Below are 3193 nucleotides of genomic sequence, written 5' to 3' on the forward strand. Positions count from 1 at the left end.
GCTTGCCTGTTGATATCAAACCCGAAAGACAGGATTGCCCGTGCAGGTACTCGTCCGCGACAATAACGTTGATCAGGCGCTTCGCGCTCTCAAGAAGAAGATGCAGCGCGAGGGCATTTTCCGCGAAATGAAGATGCGCGGTCACTACGAGAAGCCGTCCGAGAAGCGCGCCCGCGAAAAGGCTGAAGCCGTTCGCCGCGCCCGCAAGCTGGCCCGCAAGCGCGCCCAGCGCGAAGGCCTGCTGCCGATGACGCCGCGCCCTGTTGCTGCCGGCGCCGCTGGTGGTGCAGCTGGCGCTCCGCGTCCGCCGCGGTTCTAACGCCAATTTTTCGTCCTTTTCGAAGGATATCAGAGGTGGCGCGATGTGGAATCGCCGCCACCTTTTTGTTTTGATGTGACCGGTCCGGAGGGGGAGCCGGATCTGAACGACGCGGCTTGAAGTGAGGACAGGGCAGACATGAACGCAACGAGCGTGGAGCGCGGGACCGCATTGCGTGGTTTCGCCCTGACAGCGGCCCTGCTCTCCGGACTGGCGCTTGCCGGCTGCCAAACGGCGGGCCCGACCGGTGAATTCAACAACATCGACAAGGCGCAAGGCTCGAGCGAGAACATTTCCTCGCTGTCGGCGGTCATCCAGCGCAATCCCCAGGATCCCGAAGGCTACAATGTGCGCGGCTCGGCCTATGGCCGTGGCGGCCAATACCAGGCGGCGCTCAAGGATTTCAATCAAGCCATCCAGCTCAATCCGAATTTCTTCCAGGCCTATTCGAATCGTGCGCTCATCCAGCGCTTCCTCGGCAACCAGGAAGCCGCGCTCGCGGACTACAACCGTTCGATCCAGATCAACTCGAACTATGACGCCGCCTATATCGGCCGCGGCAATCTCTACCGCAAGGCGGGTCGCACCCAGGACGCCTTCAACGACTTTCAGAAGGCGATCCAGCTCGATACGACCGACGCGCGCGCCTACCACAATCGAGGCCTGATCTATCAGAGCCAGGGCCAGCACAAATTCGCCATCGAGGATTTCTCGACCGCCATCTCGCTGGCGCCGGACGCCGCCGAGCCCTACAACGGCCGCGGCCTCTCCTATCTGGCGACCAATGACGAGGACAACGCCTTCTCCGATTTCAACATGGCGATCAAGCTCGACGGCAAGAACGCCGAGGCCTGGGCCAACCAGGCGCTGATCTACGAGCGGCGCGGTGACAAGGCGAAAGCCGCGAAATCCTATAAGGAAGCCGTTCGCCTCGACCCGACCTACCAGCCGGCCAAGGATGGCCTCGCCCGCGTCAGCTGATCTCGGTTTCGGCAAACGCTTCCCATACAAATCCGCGTGACATCCAAATGCCGCGGGATCCTTGGCGTGTCCGAAAAGACGCACTTCGCAACCGCGCATTAACCCCGGCAGGAGGCTTTCGGCCCCTGCCTTGATCGCGCCAAGTTTTCAGCGGAACGGTCTGGCCTCCCAAGCCGTTATCGAAAAGCAATTTGCGAAAGGACCCTCCCATGATCAAGAAACTCGCCTGCGCCGCTGCCCTCGCCACGACGATGTTCGCGGTGGCTCCAGCCAGCGCCGGCAAGCTGCAACTCGGCACGCTCGATTGCACCATCGACGGCGGCACCGCTTATATCGTCGCTTCCAACAAGGGCGTGTCCTGTGTCTTCCGGCCTCATCATCACGGGCCGTCCGAGGTTTACACAGGCGTCATCTCCAAGATCGGCCTCGATGTCGGCCAGACGCATCAGGGCCAGCTCGTTTGGGCCGTGCTGGCTGCGACCCGGGACCGTGACGGAGGCGATCTCGCCGGCAGCTATTACGGCGTCAACGCCGAGGCGAGCGTGGTGACCGGCGGCGGCGCCAATCTGCTGGTTGGCGGCTTGGACAGCGCCTTCATGCTGGAGCCGCTCAGCGTCCAGGCGCAGACCGGCGTCAACCTTGCCGTGGCCGTGACCTCGCTCCAGCTGATCCATTCATTCAAGTGATCGCATGGAGCCGTGCGCTCCATGACCCCTCACCCCGCGGCGCGGAACCAGATAGGATGGTTCCGCGCCGTTGATTTTTGAGGGGACCATCATGCTGAAGACAGCCATCGCTGCCATATTCGCTACCGTGTTTGTCGGAGCAGCGCAGGCGCAGGACCGAGGCATAGAGCTCGGTACGCTTGACTGTGCCATTGGCGGCGGCACCGGCTTCATCTTCGGCTCGAGCAAGGATCTGAGCTGCACCTTCAACCCCGCCGACAAGAGCTTCGCGTCGGAAGCCTATTTCGGCGCCGTCAACAAATACGGCCTCGACATCGGCACGACGAAGCAGACGGTCATGCAGTGGATCGTGCTGACGCCGCTGAAGAACATCTACGCGCCGGGTGCGCTGGCCGGCGACTACATCGGCGCCAGCGCCGAGGTGACGGCCGCCGTCGGCGCCGGCGCCAATCTGCTGGTCGGCGGCTCCTCGCAAGCCTTCACCTTGCAGCCGCTCAGCTTGCAGACGCAGACCGGCATGAACCTCGCGATCGGCGTCAGCCAGTTCCAGCTGCGCAGCACCGAGAACTGATCGCGCAACGAACCCGCCAATCGGAAAGGCTGCCGCGCGAACGGTCCTCAAAAAACCGCTTGAGCTCAACCCCGGTTGAGGTTTTACAAGCCTGCCCCGAACGAAACAACGCCTCGATGCGGCGCCCGATCCGGCGCTGTCGAACCGCATGGTCCTGCCGGAAAGCCGCACTGGCTTCTGGCGTCCTGCGCTGGCGTCGAGATATGCAAGACAGGGGTGGAAATGACCGAGATCAGCACAAACAAGGTCGACTGGCGCGGATTATGGGCAAGCGGCGACCTGGCGCGCTTCTGCTTCATCAGCCTCGGCATCCTGTTGCACGCCACCAACGAGACGATGGTGGCAACGGTGATGCCGGCCATGGTCGGCGAACTGGCGGGCGTGCAGCTCGTCGGCTGGTCGCTGGCGATCTACGAACTCGGTGCCATCGTTGCCGGCGCGGCCGCCGGACGGCTGGTGAGTTATGTCCCCTTGCGCACCAACATGGTGGTCGCAGCCCTGCTCTACGCAGCAGGCGCCCTGATCTGCGCCACCTCGCCTTCCATGCAACTGTTCCTCGCCGGCCGCCTGATCGAAGGACTTGGCGGCGGTGCGCTGGTGTCGCTGGCCTTCGTCTCGGTCGAACGACTGTTCTCG

General features: G+C 63.1%; 5 protein-coding genes. All 5 read left to right on the top strand.

Annotated features, from left to right (window positions below; genetic code table 11):
• Window positions 1-40 precede the first annotated feature (40 nt).
• The gene (rpsU, locus tag EN969_RS23605) at window positions 41-319 is read left to right on the top strand and encodes a 30S ribosomal protein S21 (RefSeq protein WP_013529653.1); all 279 of its coding nucleotides are present in this window, start codon (window positions 41-43) and stop codon (window positions 317-319) included.
• A gap of 138 nt (window positions 320-457) precedes the next feature.
• On the top strand, window positions 458-1300 hold the full coding sequence (locus EN969_RS23610) for a tetratricopeptide repeat protein (RefSeq protein ID WP_013529652.1): 843 nt from the start codon (window positions 458-460) through the stop codon (window positions 1298-1300).
• Window positions 1301-1509: 209 nt separating this feature from the next.
• Window positions 1510-1986, top strand: coding sequence for a DUF992 domain-containing protein (locus EN969_RS23615; protein ID WP_024502781.1), 477 nt, complete (start codon window positions 1510-1512; stop codon window positions 1984-1986).
• Window positions 1987-2077: 91 nt separating this feature from the next.
• Entirely contained in the window at window positions 2078-2557 is a 480-nt protein-coding gene (locus EN969_RS23620; RefSeq protein ID WP_063168977.1) for a DUF992 domain-containing protein, read from the top strand.
• Between the two features lie 222 nt (window positions 2558-2779).
• The coding region (locus EN969_RS23625; RefSeq protein ID WP_127419438.1) for an MFS transporter at window positions 2780-3193 on the top strand (414 nt) is incomplete at its 3' end.

The organism is Mesorhizobium sp. M7A.F.Ca.CA.003.01.2.1 (assembly GCF_003998945.1).
Taxonomy (GTDB): domain Bacteria; phylum Pseudomonadota; class Alphaproteobacteria; order Rhizobiales; family Rhizobiaceae; genus Mesorhizobium; species Mesorhizobium ciceri.

Coding starts and splice junctions, on each gene's coding strand:
- EN969_RS23610 (WP_013529652.1), top strand. CDS start 458: ATGAACGCAACGAGCGTGGAGCGCGGGACCGCATTGCGTGGTTTCGCC.
- EN969_RS23615 (WP_024502781.1), top strand. CDS start 1,510: ATGATCAAGAAACTCGCCTGCGCCGCTGCCCTCGCCACGACGATGTTC.
- EN969_RS23620 (WP_063168977.1), top strand. CDS start 2,078: ATGCTGAAGACAGCCATCGCTGCCATATTCGCTACCGTGTTTGTCGGA.